Annotated in this window: 15 protein-coding genes, 1 tRNA gene and 1 pseudogene; 10 read left to right on the top strand and 7 right to left on the bottom strand. The window is 70.7% G+C overall.

Translation table 11 applies throughout. The annotated features are described in order from the left end of the window. Positions 1-7 precede the first annotated feature (7 nt). A pseudogene (locus ACIQJT_RS28405) lies at positions 8-175 on the top strand (integrase core domain-containing protein); the annotation flags it as partial. On the opposite strand, the gene ACIQJT_RS28400 reads toward ACIQJT_RS28405, so the two are convergent. The 3 genes from ACIQJT_RS28400 to phoU all read right to left on the bottom strand — a co-directional run bounded on the left by ACIQJT_RS28400 (position 172) and on the right by phoU (position 2,075). Further along, positions 172-636 (bottom strand): hypothetical protein, encoded by a 465-nt coding sequence (locus tag ACIQJT_RS28400; protein ID WP_365452376.1) that lies wholly within the window; start codon positions 634-636, stop codon positions 172-174. The pseudogene ACIQJT_RS28405 and the gene ACIQJT_RS28400 overlap by 4 nt on opposite strands. A gap of 24 nt (positions 637-660) precedes the next feature. Then, on the bottom strand, positions 661-909 hold the full coding sequence (locus ACIQJT_RS28395; RefSeq protein WP_365452374.1) for an SCO4226 family nickel-binding protein: 249 nt from the start codon (positions 907-909) through the stop codon (positions 661-663). A 476-nt stretch (positions 910-1,385) separates the two neighbouring features. Continuing rightward, complete coding sequence (gene phoU / locus ACIQJT_RS28390; RefSeq protein ID WP_053851307.1) at positions 1,386-2,075, bottom strand: phosphate signaling complex protein PhoU; 690 nt, start codon at positions 2,073-2,075, stop codon at positions 1,386-1,388. 224 nt (positions 2,076-2,299) lie between these two features. On the opposite strand from phoU, the gene ACIQJT_RS28385 reads away from it, so the two are divergent. Continuing rightward, on the top strand, positions 2,300-3,556 hold the full coding sequence (locus ACIQJT_RS28385; protein WP_053851306.1) for a cell wall metabolism sensor histidine kinase WalK: 1,257 nt from the start codon (positions 2,300-2,302) through the stop codon (positions 3,554-3,556). Then, positions 3,553-4,233 carry a response regulator transcription factor gene (locus tag ACIQJT_RS28380; RefSeq protein WP_015659563.1) on the top strand — a complete coding sequence of 227 codons (681 nt, stop codon included), beginning with the start codon at positions 3,553-3,555 and terminating at the stop codon, positions 4,231-4,233. The genes ACIQJT_RS28385 and ACIQJT_RS28380 overlap by 4 nt, the downstream gene beginning before the upstream one ends. A 73-nt stretch (positions 4,234-4,306) precedes the next feature. Here the strand turns inward: ACIQJT_RS28380 and ACIQJT_RS28375 are convergent, their stop codons facing one another. Then, positions 4,307-4,969 carry a copper chaperone PCu(A)C gene (locus ACIQJT_RS28375; protein ID WP_053851305.1) on the bottom strand — a complete coding sequence of 221 codons (663 nt, stop codon included), beginning with the start codon at positions 4,967-4,969 and terminating at the stop codon, positions 4,307-4,309. A gap of 588 nt (positions 4,970-5,557) precedes the next feature. Here ACIQJT_RS28375 and ACIQJT_RS28370 point away from each other — a divergent pair. The 6 genes from ACIQJT_RS28370 (at position 5,558) to ACIQJT_RS28345 (ending at position 11,843) form a co-directional block, all read left to right on the top strand. Further along, positions 5,558-6,040 (top strand): CarD family transcriptional regulator, encoded by a 483-nt coding sequence (locus ACIQJT_RS28370; RefSeq protein WP_003953493.1) that lies wholly within the window; start codon positions 5,558-5,560, stop codon positions 6,038-6,040. 327 nt (positions 6,041-6,367) lie between these two features. Continuing rightward, positions 6,368-7,132, top strand: a complete 765-nt coding sequence (gene ispD, locus ACIQJT_RS28365; protein ID WP_053851304.1) for a 2-C-methyl-D-erythritol 4-phosphate cytidylyltransferase — start codon at positions 6,368-6,370, stop codon at positions 7,130-7,132. Beyond that, positions 7,122-7,619, top strand: coding sequence for a 2-C-methyl-D-erythritol 2,4-cyclodiphosphate synthase (ispF, locus tag ACIQJT_RS28360; protein WP_402648190.1), 498 nt, complete (start codon positions 7,122-7,124; stop codon positions 7,617-7,619). Before ispD ends, ispF begins: the two co-directional genes overlap by 11 nt. 49 nt (positions 7,620-7,668) lie before the next feature. Then, the gene (gene cysS, locus ACIQJT_RS28355) at positions 7,669-9,066 is read left to right on the top strand and encodes a cysteine--tRNA ligase (RefSeq protein WP_365452370.1); all 1,398 of its coding nucleotides are present in this window, start codon (positions 7,669-7,671) and stop codon (positions 9,064-9,066) included. Positions 9,067-9,169: 103 nt separating this feature from the next. Further along, positions 9,170-10,111: a 23S rRNA (guanosine(2251)-2'-O)-methyltransferase RlmB gene (gene rlmB, locus ACIQJT_RS28350; RefSeq protein WP_402648187.1), complete on the top strand. Its 942-nt coding sequence runs from the start codon at positions 9,170-9,172 to the stop codon at positions 10,109-10,111. A gap of 118 nt (positions 10,112-10,229) precedes the next feature. After that, on the top strand, positions 10,230-11,843 hold the full coding sequence (locus ACIQJT_RS28345; protein ID WP_402648185.1) for a DoxX family protein: 1,614 nt from the start codon (positions 10,230-10,232) through the stop codon (positions 11,841-11,843). A gap of 127 nt (positions 11,844-11,970) precedes the next feature. On the opposite strand, the gene ACIQJT_RS28340 is transcribed toward ACIQJT_RS28345, so the two are convergent. From ACIQJT_RS28340 to ACIQJT_RS28330, 3 genes are all read right to left on the bottom strand, one after another. After that, a complete protein-coding gene (locus tag ACIQJT_RS28340; protein WP_365452365.1) occupies positions 11,971-12,702 on the bottom strand; it encodes a nucleotidyltransferase family protein in 732 nt (243 codons plus the stop codon). Between the two features lie 60 nt (positions 12,703-12,762). Next, positions 12,763-13,221, bottom strand: a complete 459-nt coding sequence (locus tag ACIQJT_RS28335) for a hypothetical protein (protein ID WP_365452363.1) — start codon at positions 13,219-13,221, stop codon at positions 12,763-12,765. A 226-nt stretch (positions 13,222-13,447) separates the two neighbouring features. Further along, positions 13,448-14,584 carry an ABC transporter ATP-binding protein gene (locus ACIQJT_RS28330; RefSeq protein WP_053851297.1) on the bottom strand — a complete coding sequence of 379 codons (1,137 nt, stop codon included), beginning with the start codon at positions 14,582-14,584 and terminating at the stop codon, positions 13,448-13,450. Between the two features lie 216 nt (positions 14,585-14,800). On the opposite strand from ACIQJT_RS28330, the gene ACIQJT_RS28325 reads away from it, so the two are divergent. Continuing rightward, positions 14,801-14,874, top strand: a tRNA-Thr gene (locus ACIQJT_RS28325). The last annotated feature ends 12 nt before the right edge of the window (positions 14,875-14,886 follow it).

Here is a 14,886-nt window from a genome sequence, read left to right as displayed (position 1 = left end):
TAATCCACGGCTGGGCCGTCCCTGGGCCTACCAACGGCCCTACACCAGCAACGACGAACGCACCGAAGCCCTGACAGACTTCCTGCACACCTACAACCACCACCGCTGCCACACCGCACTCGGCGGCCACCCACCGATCAGCCGCGTCAACAACGCTCCAGGTCAATACAGCTAGCGGCTGCGCTGCTGGGCCTCCCAGGACTGCTGTTGCCAGAACAGGGTGAGGAACAGGGCCAGGAGGAGGTCGGGGGACAGTTCGTCCGCGCCGGGGAGGTGGGCGTGGACGGGGCGGCTGCCGAGGCGGTCGTAGGAGATCTCGAGCGGACCCACGGTCCGGACCCGGCTGCCGCCTCTGTCGTGGCTGAGTTCGTAGGGGCCCAGGCGCAGCAGGCGGCCGCTGAACCTGCTGTGCTCACAACTCCACCGGCCGACGGTGAGCGGCAGGGCCGACCATCTGCGGTAGGTGATCTCGATACCGGCCACGGACCGCAGGCTCGTGCTGAACCGCTGGTACTCGAGCGGCCACGAACCCAGGGCACGCGGTGTGCCGTCCAGCCACTCCCGCGGACCGTACGTGACGTCCACACCACCGATGCTGCGCAGCAGGCCCCTGCGGTAGGTCAGCTCGATGTCCATGCCGCGCGGCTCCCCCTGTTTCCGTCACACCGACAACGGCACCGCGTGGATCTCGTCCGCCTTGTGACCCGCCCGTTCGTGGATCCGCTGGACCGCCTCCGGGGACGGGGCCTCCGAGAGGCAGTACACGACGCCGGACTCCGGGTCCGCCCAGGCGCGCTCGAAGTGCACGCCCTCTTCCTTCTCTATGGCGAGGTCGGCCCGGTGGGCCTCCATCAACTCGTCGGCCGTGATGCCCTGCATCCCACGGTGTACGTCCATGAACCGCGCCATGGCCTCCACCCTCCTGTCTTCCCCGAGCCGCACGGTCACCTCTGTCCCATGCTCCCCCTCCCCGCCCGCCCGGTCGAGCCGGGACGACGAGGGGCCCCGGGTGATCCCGGGGCCCCTCGATGTCGTACGCGATCCAGTCGTGCCGGCGTCAGCCGCACTGGCACGGGTTGCCCGACTGGCACCCGCATCCGCACCCCGAGCCGCAGCCGCACGCGCCGATGACCGTCAGGGTCCTGATCGCGGCGGGCTGCTCGGTCGGGCGTTCCTGCGTGGGGTCTGGCTGGGGAGTGCTGGGGGATTCGGCCATGGGTCCCTCCTCGAGGCGAGAGCCAGAACGTGCCGACTGCCGGACCGACCGTCGGATCGGGCCCCGGCTGTCGGACCGGGCCCTGTGCCCATTGCATGCCCGCCCCCCTGGGCGCATCAACGGCGCACTGGGGCTCGCACCCGCCCCGGACGGATCCGAAGGCGCCGGTTCAGGCCCCCTCGACGCCCGTCACCGGCTGGATCTCCTGCTGGAGCTCGTCCGCGTGCTCACCCGTCACCAGGTACACCACCCGCTTGGCCACCGACACCGCGTGGTCGGCGAACCGCTCGTAGTAGCGGCCGAGGAGCGTGACGTCCACCGCCGTCTCGATGCCGTGCTTCCACTTGTCGTCCAGCAGGTGCTGGAAGAGCGTGCGGTGCAGCAGGTCCATCTCGTCGTCGTCCTGCTCCAGCTGGAGCGCCAGGTCGACGTCCTTGGTGATGATGACCTCCGCCGCCTTGGCCATCAGGCGCTGCGCGAGCTGGCCCATCTCCAGGATGGTCGCGTGCAGGTCGTGGGGGATCGCCTTCTCGGGGAAGCGCAGCCGGGCCAGCTTCGCCACGTGCTGGGCGAGGTCGCCGGAGCGCTCCAGGTCGGCCGACATGCGCAGCGAGGTGACGACGATACGGAGGTCCGTCGCCACCGGCTGCTGCCGTGCCAGCAGTGCTATCGCCCGGGCCTCCAGGTCGTGCTGGAGGTCGTCCACCTTCTGGTCGGCCTCGATGACGCTCTCGGCGAGCTTCAGGTCGGAGTCGAGGATGGCCGTCGTGGCGCGTCCGATCGCCGAGCCGACCAGGCGGGCCATCTCCACCAGACCGTCGCCGATCGAATCAAGTTCCTCGTGGTACGCGTCCCGCATTGTCGGTTCCCTCTCGTACGTCGTTCCTGTGGGCTCCAGGGTCCGGAACCGGCCGTGAAACCGGTGCTGCGTACCCCACGCTCCCACGTTCGGGCGCCTACGCGTCCGTTTCCGCCCTCCCAAATGAACCCCCACTGGCTCCAAGGTGAACTCTGGGCGACGAGTGTTCGAGCTCGCACTCGGACGGCTGTGGCCAGGACGGAACCCATGCCTAACCTGGAGGCATGGACGTGAACGCGGCGGTCGCCGCAGCGGCAGCGATCGCCGGTGTGCTCACCGGTGTCATCGCCATGCTGGCGTTCCGCTGGAGCGAGCGGGAGCAGAAACGCCCCACCCGCACCTCCCTGCACACCGACCCGGTGCTTCCGCCGGGCGTGGACACCGTCCTCTCCGTGCTCCGCTCCTCGGCCGTCGTCCTCGACGAGGCCGACGCCGTCGTCAAGGCGAGCTCCGCCGCGTACGCCCTCGGGCTGGTCCGCGGCGGCAAGCTCTCGGTGGAGCCGATGCTCCAGATGGCCCGGGACACCAGGAGGGACGGGGAGATACGCCAGGTCGAGCTGGACCTGCCCAGGCGGGGGACCGGACGCGGGGAGGCGCTCGCGGTCTCCGCGCGGGTCGCGCCGCTCGGGTCCCGGCTGGTGCTGCTCCTCGTGGAGGACCTCACCGAGGCCCGGCGGATCGAAGCGGTACGACGTGACTTCGTCGCGAACGTCAGCCATGAACTGAAGACCCCCGTCGGCGCGCTCTCCCTCCTGTCCGAGGCCGTCATGGACGCCTCGGAGGACCCGGAGGCCGTGGAGCGCTTCGCCGGCCGCATGCAGATCGAGGCGACCCGGCTGACCAGCCTGGTCCAGGAGCTCATCGACCTCTCCCGGGTGCAGAACGACGACCCGCTGGAGGACGCCGAGCCGGTCCGCGTGGACGAGCTGGTCGCCGAGGCCATCGACCGCTGCCGGCACCAGGCCGGCACCAAGCAGATCACCATGGCCGCGGCCGGCGCGGCCGAGCTCAAGGTGTGGGGCAACCGCGGCCAGCTCGCCGCCGCCCTCGGCAACCTCGTCGAGAACGCCGTCAACTACTCGCCCGCCCGCACCCGCGTCGGCATCGCCGCCCGCCGGGTGTCCGCGCCGGGCGGCGACCTGATCGAGGTCGCCGTCACCGACCAGGGCATCGGCATCTCCGACAAGGACAAGGAGCGCATCTTCGAGCGCTTCTACCGCGTCGACCCGGCCCGCTCCCGCCAGACCGGCGGCACGGGCCTCGGTCTCGCGATCGTCAAGCACGTGGCCGCCTCGCACGGCGGGGAGGTCACGGTGTGGAGCTCGGAGGGACAGGGCTCCACGTTCACCCTCAGGCTGCCGGAGGCGGGCGCGGCCCGCGACCGCGCGCTCCAGCACCCCGACCTCGACGACGAGGACGGGCATTCCACCCCCGAGTCGGTTTCTTACGACCCGCTTCCCGCCCCGGAGGTCCTTCCGTGACCCGAGTGCTCGTCGTCGAGGACGAGGAGTCCTTCTCCGACGCCCTTTCGTACATGCTCCGCAAGGAGGGCTTCGAGGTCGCGGTGGCGACCACGGGCCCCGACGGACTCGACGAGTTCGAGCGCAACGGCGCCGACCTCGTCCTCCTCGACCTGATGCTGCCGGGCCTGCCCGGCACGGAGGTCTGCCGCCAGCTCCGCGGCCGCTCCAACGTCCCCGTCATCATGGTGACCGCCAAGGACAGCGAGATCGACAAGGTCGTGGGCCTGGAGATAGGAGCCGACGACTATGTCACCAAGCCGTTCTCCTCGCGCGAGCTGGTCGCCCGTATCCGCGCCGTACTGCGCCGCCGCGGCGAGCCCGAGGAGGTCACCCCGGCCGCCCTGGAGGCCGGTCCGGTCCGCATGGACGTGGACCGGCACGTGGTCACGGTCTCCGGCTCCAAGGTCGACCTGCCCCTCAAGGAGTTCGACCTGCTGGAGATGCTGCTGCGCAACGCCGGCCGCGTCCTGACCCGCATGCAGCTCATCGACCGCGTCTGGGGCGCCGACTACGTGGGCGACACCAAGACCCTCGACGTCCACGTCAAGCGCCTGCGCGCCAAGATCGAGCCGGACCCGGGCGCGCCGAGGTACCTGGTGACGGTCCGCGGCCTCGGCTACAAGTTCGAGCCGTAGACAGCAGCGCTCCACGACAGGAAGGGCGGGACCTCCTCGGAGGTCCCGCCCTTCCTGTCGTGGAAGCAGCCGGTCAGTGGCTCGCGGCCGACTCGGTGGCCGTCGCGCTCGCGGACGCGGCGTCGGTCGGCGTGGCGGAGCCGCTCGGCGTGGCCGAACCGGAGGGGGTCGCGGAGCCGGTCGGCTTCGGCGAGGTCGCCGACGCCGACGGGGCGGCGCTCGGGCCCCACTTGGTGTAGTAGGTGTCGGCCGGGACCACGAAGGCGCGCAGGCTCACGTCACCGGTCGTGCTGAAGGTGAAGGTGACCTTCTGCGCGTTGCCGTTCTTGACGCTCTCGCCGAGCTCGCTCACCGTGGCGGCGGCGTTCCCCTTGCCGCCGAGGACGATGGAGCTGTGGGCCGGGACGGTCACCTTGCCCTTGCCCTTGGCGGGCGTGAGCTCGGCGCTGCCGCCGCCGTCGATGCTCACGGAGTCCAGCGTCTGGGGCTTGTCGCCGGAGTTGAAGACGGTGGCGGAGACGACGGCCGGGCCCTCGGTCTCGCCGGAGGCCTCGGGGGTCGCCTGGGTGATCACCACGACGTTCTGGAGCTTGATGTCGCCCACGCGGATCTCCGCGTTGTCCGGCTTGACCTCCAGGGTCTGGGCGTTGTTGCCGGCCGCGCACGCGGAGAGCGCGGCGAACGAGAACGCGATGGCGGAGGCGGCGAGGGCGCCGCGTCGAAGGCTGCTGCTCACGGCGGCGGCAACTCCTTGACTTGAGCGGGGCGGCCCGTAAAGCCGCGCTAAGTGTCTGTCAGCGGCCTTAGGTTACCGAGCCGTTCCCGTGCGGCCGCACCCGACCCTCCCCAAGGGGCGTGTCACTCCGTTCACAGATGACCCGGGCGTCACTTGCATCCCGCACTCCGGCGCTCGTCGGGCATTCGGATAACAGGCTCGGCATCCAGAGGCAAATCTTCCGTGAAGGAATGCGCGACCGTCCCCGGAATTGATCACCACGTGATCCGCCGGCCGTGCGTGATCAATTCCGGAATCGGCGGGGAAGTGACACCGGACACCGAACGGAGTAGCGGAAGTCGCACACTTGGAACCGGACATTTGGGGACGTTAGCCCGCCCGGAGTGCCCTCCGGATGCGTGTAACGTACGCGTTTCACCTCGCCCGGAGAGCCGCTCCGACCTGCGAATTCCTGCTTCCGCTCGGCCTCCGCAGCACGTTCCTGTTGCTGTTGTCAAGCCCCGAGATATGCCCTGACCTGCGAAAACGCCATTCAGAACCCGCGGTTTCCGTGTTACCCTGGATAGCCACGGAAGGGGTACCTGTCACATGACGTTCAAGGTTGGCGACACCGTGGTCTATCCCCATCACGGGGCCGCGCTGATCGAGGCCATCGAAACTCGCCAGATCAAAGGCGTGGACAAGACCTACTTGGTGCTGAAGGTCGCCCAGGGTGACCTGACGGTACGTGTGCCAGCGGACAATGCGGAGTTCGTCGGCGTGCGTGATGTGGTCGGTCAGGACGGGCTGGACCGGGTCTTCGAGGTGCTGCGCGCGCCGTACGCCGAGGAGCCCACGAACTGGTCCCGTCGTTACAAGGCAAACCTGGAGAAGCTCGCCTCCGGCGATGTCATCAAGGTCGCGGAAGTCGTGCGCGACCTGTGGCGTCGTGAGCGCGAGCGCGGACTCTCCGCAGGTGAGAAGCGCATGCTCGCCAAGGCTCGGCAGATCCTGGTGAGCGAACTCGCCCTCGCGGAGAACACGAACGAGGACAAGGCCGAGGCGCTGCTCGACGAGGTTCTCGCGTCCTGAGCGTCCCTGTGCAGGCACCTCGCCCGCTCAGCTCAGCACACACTGAAGAATCCGAATTGCCGCACTGAAATGCCGCGGTGCCCGATGACGCGAAAGCTGTCGCCGGGCGCTGCGGCATGTCTGTCTCCGGATGCCGGACCAGGACCGCCCCGAGATCCCGGAGTGCCGTGCGCCTGTTCCTCTCGGAGGAAGATCCCCCGATACTTGGCGTGCCGGGCCCGGGCAGCAGGCTCGACCGGGGTCACGGAAGGGTCCGGTCAAGGCGTCGCGCCCGGCACGCTGTCTCCGTACCCACGTTGGCCGAGCACACAAACCTGACAGGAACCGATGTCTGACGTTTCGCGCCCTTCGCCCGCGGAAGCCCGTGCTGAGGCCCGCACCGCGGTGGTGATTCCGGCCGCCGGAAGGGGCGTACGCCTCGGTCCGGGCGCCCCCAAAGCGCTCCGAGCGCTGAACGGCACCCCCATGCTGATCCACGCGGTCCGCGCGATGGCCGCGTCCCGGGCCGTCTCCCTGGTCGTCGTCGTGGCCCCGCCCGACGGCGCCGGTGAGGTCAAGTCCCTGCTCGACGCGCACGCGCTGCCCGAGCGGACGGACTTCCTCGTCGTCCCCGGCGGCGACTCCCGTCAGGAATCGGTCAGGCTCGGCCTGGACGCCCTGCCGTCCGACTTCGGCATCGTGCTGGTCCACGACGCGGCCCGCCCGCTCGTCCCGGTCGACACCGTCGACGCGGTCATCGAGGCCGTGCGCGACGGCGCGCCCGCCGTCGTCCCGGCGCTGCCCCTCGCGGACACCGTGAAGGAGGTCGAGCCGGCGACCGCCCCCGGCGAGCCGGAGCCGGTGGTGGCGACCCCGGTCCGCGCGCGCCTGCGGGCCGTGCAGACCCCGCAGGGCTTCGACCGGGCGACCCTGATCCGCGCCCACGAGACGGTCACCGAGGACGTCACCGACGACGCGAGCATGGTCGAGCAGCTCGGCCTCACCGTCGTGGTCGTGCCCGGTCACGAGGAGGCGTTCAAGGTGACCCGCCCGCTGGACCTGGTCCTCGCCGAGGCGGTCCTGGCCCGCAGGAGGCTCAACGATGGCTTCTGAGCAGCCCGTGCTGCTGCCGCAGGTCGGCATCGGCACCGACATCCACGCCTTCGAGGAGGGCCGCGAGCTGTGGTGCGCGGGCCTGAAGTGGGAGGGCGAGGGCACCGGACTGGCCGGCCACTCCAACGCGGACGTCGTCGCCCACGCCGCGTGCAACGCCCTCTTCTCCGCGGCCGGGCTCGGCGACCTCGGTCAGCACTTCGGCACCGGCCGCCCCGAGTGGTCGGGTGCCTCCGGCGTCACCCTGTTGACGGAGGCGGCCCGGATCGTGCGAGAGGCGGGCTTCCGGATCGGCAACATCGCCGTACAGGTGGTGGGTCCGCGCCCGAAGATCGGCAAGCGCAGGGACGAGGCGCAGAAGATCCTCTCGGAGGCGGCCGGAGCCCCGGTGTCGGTGTCCGGGGCCACCACCGACGGCCTCGGCTTCCCCGGGCGCGGCGAGGGCCTGATGGCGGTGGCCACGGCCCTGGTGGTGCGGCAGGGGTGACGGGAGGACTGCTCCCACGCACCCCCTTCGGCCCACTACGCTAGGTCCCGTGACTATTCGCCTGTACGACACCAGCGCCCGGCAGATCCGTGACTTCGTCCCGCTCACCGCGGGCTGTGTCTCGATCTACCTGTGTGGCGCCACCGTGCAGGCGGCCCCGCACATCGGGCACATCCGCTCCGGCCTGAACTTCGACATCATGCGCCGCTGGTTCGAGTACCGCGGCTACGACGTCACGTTCATCCGCAACGTCACCGACATCGACGACAAGATCATCGCCAAGGCGTCCGAGCAGAACCGCCCCTGGTGGTCGATCGGCTACGAGAACGAGCGCGCGTTCAACGACGGCTACGACGCCCTCGGCTGCCTCCCGCCCACCTACGAGCCGCGTGCCACCGGGCACGTGACCGAGATGGTCGAGATGATGCAGGGCCTCATCGAGCGCGGCCACGCCTACGAGTCCGAGGGCAACGTCTACTTCGACGTGCGCTCCTTCCCGGGCTACCTGGAGCTGTCGCGGCAGGAGCTGGACAACCTGCTCCAGCCGTCCGGCGAGGGGGAGACCGGCAAGCGGGACCCGCGGGACTTCGCCATGTGGAAGTCGGCCAAGCCGGGCGAGCCGACCTGGTCGACGCCGTGGGGTCCCGGCCGCCCGGGCTGGCACCTGGAGTGCTCGGCGATGGCCCACAAGTACCTGGGCTCCGCCTTCGACATCCACGGCGGCGGCCTCGACCTGATCTTCCCGCACCACGAGAACGAGATCGCCCAGGCCAAGGCCTACGGCGACGACTTCGCGCAGTACTGGGTGCACAACGCCTGGGTGACCATGGCCGGCGACAAGATGTCCAAGTCGCTGGGCAATTCGGTGCTCGTCTCCGAGATGGTCAAGGAGTGGCGGCCGATCGTGCTCAGGTACTACCTGGGCACGCCCCACTACCGCTCGATGATCGAGTACAGCCAGGACGCCCTGCGCGAGGCCGAGTCGGCGTTCGCCCGGATCGAGGGCTTCGTGCAGCGGGTCGTGGAAAAGGCCGGCCCCGTCGAGCCCTCCGCCGAGGTGCCGCCCGCCTTCGCCGAGGCGATGGACGACGACCTGGGCGTCCCGCAGGCGCTCGCCGTCGTGCACACCACCGTCCGGCAGGGCAACAGCGCGCTCGCGGCCGACGACAAGGAGGCGGCCGTCGCCCGCCTCGCCGAGGTGCGCGCCATGCTCGGCGTCCTCGGCCTGGACCCGCTCGACGCGCACTGGGCCGGCGAGTCCGACCGGGGCGAGGACCTGCACGGCGTGGTCGACAGCCTCGTCCGCCTGGTCCTCGACCAGCGGGAGGCGGCCCGCGGCCGCAAGGACTGGGCCACCGCGGACGCCATCCGCGACCAGCTCGGCCAGTCGGGCCTGACCATCGAGGACGGTCCGCAGGGACCGCGCTGGACGCTGGGTCCTCGCTAGCCCCTTTCCTTGATCGATTGTGCCGCCCGGCCCTCCGGGCGGCACACTGCATAGACGTACGAACAACTCACCGACGTGGACACCCACGCAGAACAGGTAGGTCATGGCAGCCAACAACCGCCGCATGTCCGGCAAGAAGGGCGCGCAGGTCGGCAGTGGCGGCCAGCGGCGCAAGGGCCTGGAGGGCCGGGGGCCGACCCCGCCCGCCGAGATGCGCAAGGGCCACAAGAAGAACCGGATCGCCAACGCCAAGGCGAAGCAGGCGGTGCGCCGTCCGGCGCCGCGCGGCCGGGGCGGCAAGGGCACCTCGGAGATGGTCGTCGGGCGCAACCCCGTCGTGGAGGCGCTGCGCGAGGGCGTGCCCGCGGTGACGCTCTACGTCCAGCAGTTCATCGACAACGACGAGCGGGTCCGCGAGGCGCTCCAGCTCGTCGCCGACCGGGGCGGCGTCCACCTCATGGAGGCGCCCCGCCCCGAGCTGGACCGGATGACCAACGGGCTCAACCACCAGGGACTGGTCCTCCAGGTCCCGCCGTACGAGTACGCCCACCCCGAGGACCTCGCCAACGCCGCCTACGACGACGGCGAGGACCCGCTGATCGTCGCCCTCGACGGCGTGACCGACCCGCGCAACCTCGGCGCGGTCGTCCGCTCGGTCTCCGCGTTCGGCGGCCACGGCGTCCTCGTGCCGGAGCGGCGTGCGGCCGGCATGACCGCCGGTGCCTGGAAGACGTCCGCCGGCACGGCCGCCCGCACCCCGGTCGCCCGCGCCACCAACCTGACGCGCGCCCTGGAGGCGTACAAGAAGCAGGGCATCGTGGTCGTCGGCCTCGCCGCCGACGGCGAGCACGAGATCAGCGATCTGGAGGCCCTCGGCGGTCCGGTCGCCATCGTCGTCGGCAGCGAGGGCAAGGGCCTGTCCCGCCTGGTCGGCGAGACCTGCGACTTCCGGGTGCGGATCCCGATGCCGGGCGGCGCCGAGTCGCTGAACGCCGGTGTGGCGGCGGGGATCGTGCTGTACGAGGCGGCCCGCCGACGGGGCTGAACGACTGTTCGGCATCGTCCCCCACATGGGGTATTCCTGGCGTACGGGGCAAGCTTGACGGGGTCCGGACAGATCCGGCGAGTCAAAGCAGTGTCCTAACCACACGTCACTCGGTTAGATGAGTGTGGACACCAGAACACCCCGCACACCCACGGGGGACGGCCCGTCGGGCTTCGACGACGCTCCCGCGCTGAGCATGGTGAAGGTGCCGAGCGATCCGGCGCAGATCATCGTCAATCATGCGAGCTTCCGCGTGCAGTTGGGCGCGTCGACGAGACGCGCCCAGTCCCCGCGGATCGCACGGCACCTGATCGACGCCGAGGACACCGCCCGGATGCCGGCCGTCGGCGCCGCGGGGCGCCGTCGGCCCGTCGTGTGGAGCGGCAGGTCCGCGCCCGACGACACCGGCGCCCACCGCCTGTTGCAGGCCGTGCGGGGCGGCAGCGTCGGCCATGCCGAGCCGCCCGCCGCCGACGCCGGAGCCACCCAGGTCATCCCCCGTATCGACGTCGACCACGGCTACCAGGCCGACTACGGCGACGAGTTGGCCCAGACCATGGAGACCCCGGTCGTCGGCGCCCAGCGCACGCCCGACGGCGACGGCACCCGACTCCTGCCCCACATGCGCACCGTGGGCAGCGCGTACGACGAACCCGCCTACGACGGCGAGGAGTTCGACGACGGCTTCGACGAGGCCCGCGCCGACCGCGCCACCAAGCGGCAGGGCGACGAAGCCGCGCGGCACGCGTACTACCCCGGCCGCCGGATGAACCTCGGCGTCGTCCTCCTCCCGCTCCGGATCTTCCTCGGCTTCATCTCCATCTACGCCGGCATGGGCAAGCTCTGCGACCCCGTCTACTTCGACGGCGGCAAGCGCGGCTCCATGGTCAAGTGGCTCAACACCCTGCACCCGTGGGAAGTGGCCGAGCCGCTGCGCCAGTTCGCCCTCCAGCACCCCGTCGGCTCCGGCCTCGTCATCGCCTTCCTCCAGGTCATCGTGGGCGTCCTCACGGTCCTGGGCTGCTGGCAGCGCGTCGCCGCGGTCATCGGCGCCGGACTGTCCGCCGCGCTCCTCCTCACCGTGAGCTGGAAGAGCGTTCCCGCCTACGACACCCCCGACATCATCTACCTGGCCGCCTGGTCCCCGCTGATCATCGCCGGCGCCCCCGTCTACTCCGTCGACGGACGCCTCGCGGGCAGCGCCTGGCGCCGCCTCGGACCCCGCTCCGACATCTGGGAACTGCGCCGCTACGTGCTGCGCCGCGGCGCCCTCGTCACGGCCATCGTCGCCGGCCTCACCCTGCTGATCGGCTCCGTCCTCGGCAGTGCCGTCCGGGACGCCGACCGGGTCATCGTCCCCGGTCCCGGCGAGGCACCGCGCAACGAACTGCCGGGCTCCCCGCTCCCGCAGGACTCCGCCAAGGCCCGCAAGAAGAGCCCGTCGGCGTCCACCCGGCCCAGCCAGGGCGCCACCCGCGGCCCGTCCGCCGGCGCCTCCGCGGCCCCCGGCGCCACCCGCGACACCGGTACGGCCACCGGCGGCTCACCCAGCCAGACCCAGGGCACCACGGGCCGGACCTCGCCCCAGCAGTCCTCCCCGGCCCAGCAGGCCCCCAGCACCACCGCCGGCCCCACCGGGGGCACGAGCACCTCCGGCGGTTCGACAGGCGGCTCCGGCACCGGGGGCTCGTCCTCCGGCGAACCGGGCCTGGTGGGCGGCCTGTTGGGGTAGGCGGGCCGGTGGGCGACGTACTGGGCAACCCCACCGGCTGAGAGACACGGGCCCACGAGAAGGTCCCGCACCCGTGGGGGTGCGGGACCTTCTCGGCGTATGCCGTGGTGGGCTGCCGCGTACGCCGCTAGCGGCCGAGGGCCGCCAGCTCCTTCGCCGCCTCCGTCAGGTCCTTCGCGGTGTCGATGGCCCGCCAGTAGGCCCCCTGCGGAATCGGGAACCCGGCGAGCCGCAGCTCGCGCGCCAGCGTGGGGAACGTGGTTCGCTCGTGGTCCCCCCGCTCCGGCAGCAGTTCGGCGAACGCGGGCGAGAAGACGTACACCCCGGCGTTGATCTCGAACGTCGACGGGGGCGCCTCCATGAAGTCCGTGACGTGCCCGAACCCGTCGGTCTGCACGGCACCCCACGGGATCCTCGGCCGCGCCAGCGCGAGCGTCGCGATCGCGTCGCGCTCGGTGTGGAAGTCCGCCATGTCGCGCAGCGAGAACCGGGTCCAGATGTCACCGTTGGTCGCGTACCAGGCCCGGTCCGGGTGCGGCAGATGCGCCGCCGCGTACTTCAGCCCGCCGCCCCGGCCGAGCGGCTCGGTCTCGATGACGGTCCGGACGCGCACCGGGAGGTCGGCCGTCCGCAGCCAGTCCTGGAGCACCTCGGCGAGATGCCCGCAGCTGACCACCACGTCCGTCACGCCTTCCTCGGCGAGCCAGACAAGCTGATGGCCGATGATCGGAGTTCCCGTGCCGGGGATCTCGACCATCGGCTTGGGCCGGTCGTCGGTGTAGGGGCGCAGCCGGGATCCCTGGCCGCCGGCCAGGATCACGGCCTGGGTCGGACGGGACGCGGCGTTCGGATCGGTCATGCCCGAAACTGTACGGCGCGCCCCTTCCCCGACCTCGGCCGGTCTCCCCTCTCGCGGGGGTCAGCCGTGTGCCGCCGCCACACCCGTCGCGAAGGAGGTGTCGCAGACGGGGCGGGCGTACGACTGCGCGCGCGTGGGGCCGTACACCCGGACCGCGGCGCGGCCCAGGGCCTTCGCGATGGAGACGCAGTGCTCGGCGAGCGAGGGGCGCTCGTTCACGGCCTCCTGGAGGTGCGTGAGGGCGATGCCCGGGTTCTTCTCCTGGAGCTCGGTCAGGAGCTGGTCGCGCAGGGCGTCCTGCGGGGCGAGGCGCACGCTGCGCGGCTTGCTGTCCGAGAGCGTCGCGTCCGAGGCGGTGAGCACCGAGGAGCTCGAGGGATCCCCCGACCAGTTGACTCGGGTGACCGCGAGGGTCCCGGAGAGCACCAGGACGACGGGCAGGACAAGGGCGAGGGAGCGGCCGATACGGCGGGCGGGGCCCCGGCCGCGTCGCGTCTGTTGGTAAGTGGAGTGCTTCACGCGTGTGAGGGTAGCGTGCGGTAATGATTTGGCGACATTTAGTCACCGGTTCGGGGGATGAGACGGTGCCGTTTTTTGGGTAGGGCGTTGACGCACACTGCTCGAAATGACCGGTGTGCCGGGGTATCCGACGACACCCTCCAGACGCGGAAAGGGCCCCGCAGACGCTCTGCGGGGCCCTTCTCGTCAGCCTGGGTGAATCGCTGCTGTTCGTCCCGGTCCGGACTCAGTCGGACAGGCGCTCGCCCGTGGAGGTCGAGAACACGTGGGTCTCGCCCGGGCGCGGCACGACGTGCAGCGTGGCGCCCTTCTCCGGGACCGCGCGGCCGCTGACACGGACGACCAGGTCCTTCAGCTCGTCGCCGACCTTGGCGGAGCCGTAGACGTAGCCGTCGGCGCCGAGCTCCTCGACCACGTTCACGGAGACCGCGAGACCGGCCGGGGCGTCCTCGGTGTCCTTGCTGAGGGCGGAGGCGGCGGCGCCGTTGTGCTCGACGACGTCGAAGTGCTCGGGGCGGACACCGACGGTGACGGTGGTGTCACCCTTGTCGGAGGCGGCCTTGAGGGCCTCGCGGTTGACGGGCACCACGCTGTTGCCGAACTTCACGCCGCCGTCGGTGATCGGGACCTCGACGAGGTTCATCGCCGGGGAGCCGATGAAGCCGGCGACGAAGAGGTTCGCCGGGCGGTCGTACATGTTGCGCGGGGAGTCGACCTGCTGGAGCAGACCGTCCTTGAGCACGGCCACGCGGTCGCCCATCGTCATGGCCTCGACCTGGTCGTGGGTGACGTAGACGGTGGTGATGCCGAGACGGCGCTGGAGCGAGGCGATCTGGGTACGCGTGGACACACGGAGCTTGGCGTCCAGGTTGGACAGCGGCTCGTCCATGAGGAAGACCTGGGGCTCACGCACGATGGCGCGGCCCATCGCGACACGCTGGCGCTGACCGCCGGAGAGGGCCTTCGGCTTGCGGTCCAGGTACTCGGTGAGGTCGAGGATCTTCGCGGCCTCCTCGACCTTCTGCCGGATCTCCGTCTTGTTGACACCGGCGATCTTGAGCGCGAAGCCCATGTTGTCGGCGACGGTCATGTGCGGGTAGAGCGCGTAGTTCTGGAACACCATGGCGATGTCCCGGTCCTTCGGCGGCAGGTGCGTGACGTCGCGGTCACCGATGCGGATGGCGCCGCCGTTGACGTCCTCGAGCCCCGCCAGCATGCGGAGCGAGGTGGACTTGCCGCAGCCGGACGGGCCGACCAGGACGAGGAACTCGCCGTCCTCGATGTGGATGTCGAGACCGTCGACGGCGGGCTTCGTGGAACCCGGGTAGATCCGGGTCGCCTTGTCGAACGAAACAGTGGCCATGGCTCAGAGGCCCCCTTCTACCGGCAGGAACGTGCCGGACGATCCGTTGTAGGAAGGTGGTGGTCCAGTCCACGCAGGTGGACTGGCTCAGGACGGTACCTGGCGTTCACCCGTATGTCAGTACCTGGCGGACTGTGAACTTCGCGGAAATTTTCGACAGGCCCCCTCGGCGAGCTGGGTACACTGCTCGGGCACACGTCCGCGGAAGCGGGGCACGCCTCCTTAGCTCAGATGGCCAGAGCAACGCACTTGTAATGCGTAGGTCGTCGGTTCGAATCCGACAGGGGGCTCCGGTGAAGCCC

The organism is Streptomyces sp. NPDC091972, assembly GCF_044756385.1.
Taxonomy (GTDB): Bacteria; Actinomycetota; Actinomycetes; order Streptomycetales; family Streptomycetaceae; genus Streptomyces.
The sequence above is the reverse complement of the archived record's forward strand: the minus strand, read 5'-3'. Positions and strand labels throughout refer to the sequence as shown.